Genomic DNA, 3734 nt, shown 5'->3' with positions numbered 1-3734 from the left:
GTATAGCCTTGATTAATTACAAGGTTAGCTGCATCTATTTTAAATTCTGTTGAATAAGTTGGTTGAGTCTTCATTACTTTTACACCGCTTTATATTAAGGAGAGTTTACCTCATATCGGTGTACAGGTTTATTAAGCCACAATAGATAGAGCATTGCGGCGATAACAAGGGAGTTTTATGCTCCCTTGCTACTTGCGGATCTAAGGCTGGGCTGTGACTAATGCGTTATTGCCATTGTGATTAGGAGGCTGGATTAACTCATCTTTTGCCGCTAAAAATGCGACCCCCCCCCAGAGTACTGCACAAATAGCGCAGATGATTAGCGGTAACTGCCAACTTGCGGTTTGTTCGTGTAGCTCGCCAATTATCATAGGGCCTGTGGCTGCCAACAGATAACCTAAAAACTGCGCCATACCTGATAACGTCGCAGCCTGGTGTGCACTAGCGGTACGCAGGCTTATTAAGGCTAATGCCAGAATAAAGCCACCTCCAGCACCAAAGCCAAATAACATACCCCAAACCATGGCAAACTCAGGTTTAAGTAGCAGCCCCATAATGCCAATAAATGCCAAAAACGTTAGGCCAAAGCTGAGAAAGCGTTTGTCTTTAAGCTTACTCATAAACGGAATTAATACCAAAGCGGGTACAGCAGTGAACAGTTGCAACATGCCATGGATCACCCCCGCCTCATGATGGCTGTAACCGCTGTCGACTAAAATTGTCGGCAGCCAACTGATAAAGATATACATCAAGAAAGAATTTAAAGCCAAAAATAGCGTGATCTGCCAAGCGCTAACGTGACGCCATAAGTAACTATGGCTATCGAGCGCCTGCGTGTCTTTGCTCGGTGGTGTGTGGTTACGCATCTGTGGCAGCCATACCAAGATCGCGATAATCGGGAATATCACTAAACTACCCAATGAAAACGCCCAACTTGGAATAAAACTTATCGATAACTGTTCAGCCATATCGACTAACGGTATCGCTAAGCTCGCACTCATTGCTGAGCCCGCGCCCATCATCAATACGTACATCGAGGTCATGGTGGCAATTTTAGTTGGAAAGTCGCGCTTCATTAAGCTTGGTAGTAGCACGTTAGCAAAGGCGATACCGGCACCTATGATGACGGTTCCGAGAAAAAGAGTGCTTGATGAACCCAAAGACCTGACTGTTAAACCGATAAGAATAAACAATAGCGATAGCATGAGCGCTTGCTCAAGACCACGCTTGCGTGCAAGTTTGGAGGCAACGGGTGAGAAGAAAGCAAAAGCTAACAAAGGCAAGGTGGTCAACATTCCTGCCTGTGTTGCAGACAGGTGCAAGTCTGTTCTTATGGCGTCAAGTAAAGGGCCAACACCCGTAATAGGGTTGCGTAAGCTAATGGAGATTAATAACACACCAAGCAGTAAAAATGCGCTGCTGGCAACACGAGAAGGATGCGATAACGTCATAATAGGCACCTTTTGAGAATATGAAAGTGCGATAGCTTACGCTTCTAAATGCTTGCTGTATTGAGCTATAGTGACTCTATGTTGCTAAAAACGGTCATGCTATGAAGTTCGGTACGCCCTCACTACCGGAGTTTGACTCCGACAATTACCCTCAACCTGTGGTGGCACTGCGCTTAGTCGGGGAAGAAGAAGATGCTGAAACTCCGTTTCATCAGCATCGAAAGTGTCAATTGGTACTCGCACTGAGTGGCTTTGTAAAATGTAAAATTGATGACGCAATTTGGATTGTGCCACCCAATTGTGCTGTTTGGATCCCAAGCCAGGTGCCTCACTGCAATCAGATCTCGAAAAACGCTAATGTGTGTATGTTGTTTGTCGACCCTGATGTCGCTGGCATGCCTGATCGCAGTTGTACTTTATCTGTGACTCCTTTAATCAGAGAGCTCATTGCTCATTTGACGCTTGTTGAACAACATTATCCGCAAAATAGCTCAACCGACAAATTGGTGGGAGTGCTTATCGATCAGCTGCGGACTATGCCAACACAGCACTATGACTTTCCTATCCCGACTGAGCCGAGATTGAAATCCATTGCCAATGCCTTGATTACATCGCCAGAAGATAGGCGCACAGTAGCGCAATGGGCGGGACAATATGCGATGAGTGAGCGCACGCTTGCGCGTTTAGTTAAGAGTGAAATAGGTCTTAGTTTTGGTCGTTGGCGTGGACAGCTACATATTGTTTTAGCTTTACAAAAACTGGCGACAGGCGATTCTGTGCAGCGTATTGCTGAAGAGCTAGGTTATGAGTCTGTTAGTGCGTTCATTACTTTTTTCAAAAAGACGTTGGGCCAATCACCTAAGCAATATATGAAACTAAAAGATTAGTCGCTCGACAAGTGCAATTGTTTAGGGCGTTATCGGTTAAAGTTTAATCGTTTCTTTGTAGTTGCCGGTGAACGAAAGGCCGCACATTTCATCGTAAGCAGTCTGGTATTCAAGCTCTGCTACTTGATAATGATGACGTCGTAATAATTGCTTTGCTTGAGCAAGCGAAGTGACACATTGCACGCTGGTTTCCTCATCAAGTTGAACAAAGTTATCGTTATCATCCATTGCACCAACAAGGTAATGCGGTGCGTCGGCTACACCAATGATACGAGGATGGGTCGACGAAGAGTGAAATGTTTGGCTGAGTGACTGAAACATACCCATAATTGTCTCCTATTAAGCAGCAGTGACTATCGCTACAGAGCATTACGCTCGAAATGCTAAAAGGGTTCAGCCTATTTCTGGAAATGAATGGGTTAATATTAAGCAGACAGCAGACAGCAGACAGCAGACATAAAAAAGCAAACCACATGGGTTTGCTTTTAGCGAGTCTCTTATGAATACCGTTGAAAGTAGCCTATTTGAGCGTGACCTTCAGTGTGACATCTTCGCTGCTAGCTGTGCTCTGCACCGAAATGTAGTACCAACCATAATCAGGTTGCTGAACAACAACTTGCTCCTGAGTCCCCACATTGGTTGACTTCCCCGTGTTGTTGTCGGCATCAGGCCAGCTCTCACCTACATATAGCTCTAGTTCACCCGTACCGTGTCCTGTTTCGGCGGTTAGGCTCTGAGTATCCCTAGGGATATAGATGTAGAAAGATGAGCGACCATCTTTAACACAGATAGGGACACCGTTACTGATGCTGCCATAATCTTTAGCCGTACTGGTGGCACACATATTTTCTAACGCTGTAGGTACTTCAGGCTCTACCGGCTCAACAGGGGTTACCGTTGAATTGTCGGTTAGGCTAACTGTCATTGATACACCGCTGTAGTTTGAGCCAGTATCGATGGCAATGTAGCGCCAGCCTCGATTAGCGACAACGTGTAGCTGCTCGTTATTACCACTCGCTTCAGACTTAGCTTGTGAGCTTGTTGCTGATGCCCAAGTGTCTGCATTGAAGTAAATGTTGGCATTGCCATCACCGCCTTGAGTGCTGATATACAGGTCTGTATTGTCCTGCTCAACCCATACGTAGAAGCTTGATTTACCGCCGCTTACGCATTCTTGCTTTTCAAGGGTTAACTTACCTGAGCCAATGGTCGCTGCGCCGCAATGTGCTACCACGCCATTGTTAGGATCGCTTGGGAAAGCATCACTATTGTCACCTATGCCATCACCATCAGTATCAAGCGTTTCTGTTGCATCATTCGGGAAGGCATCGCCGTTGTTACCCACACCGTCTCCATCAGAGTCGACAGATTCAGTCGCATCGTTAGGGAAGGCATC

At 45.9% G+C, this 3734-nt stretch carries 4 protein-coding genes; 1 reads left to right on the top strand and 3 read right to left on the bottom strand.

Annotated elements, in window-relative coordinates:
• Positions 1–200 precede the first annotated feature (200 nt).
• On the bottom strand, positions 201–1451 hold the full coding sequence (locus ACVBIO_RS21445; RefSeq protein ID WP_447173417.1) for an MFS transporter: 1251 nt from the start codon (positions 1449–1451) through the stop codon (positions 201–203).
• Positions 1452–1552: 101 nt separating this feature from the next.
• Here ACVBIO_RS21445 and ACVBIO_RS21440 point away from each other — a divergent pair, with 101 nt between their 5' ends.
• A complete protein-coding gene (locus ACVBIO_RS21440; RefSeq protein ID WP_447159468.1) occupies positions 1553–2338 on the top strand; it encodes an AraC family transcriptional regulator in 786 nt (261 codons plus the stop codon).
• 36 nt (positions 2339–2374) lie between these two features.
• Here ACVBIO_RS21440 and ACVBIO_RS21435 read toward each other — a convergent pair whose 3' ends face one another.
• Both ACVBIO_RS21435 and ACVBIO_RS21430 read right to left on the bottom strand, forming a co-directional pair.
• Positions 2375–2665 carry a DUF6482 family protein gene (locus tag ACVBIO_RS21435; RefSeq protein WP_447173416.1) on the bottom strand — a complete coding sequence of 97 codons (291 nt, stop codon included), beginning with the start codon at positions 2663–2665 and terminating at the stop codon, positions 2375–2377.
• A gap of 193 nt (positions 2666–2858) precedes the next feature.
• Positions 2859–3734, bottom strand: an 876-nt coding sequence (locus tag ACVBIO_RS21430) for a pre-peptidase C-terminal domain-containing protein (protein ID WP_447173415.1), incomplete at its 5' end; no start/stop codon positions are given.

The organism is Shewanella sp. 0m-8 (assembly GCF_052977265.1).
This window is presented reverse-complemented; position numbering and strand designations above follow the sequence as displayed.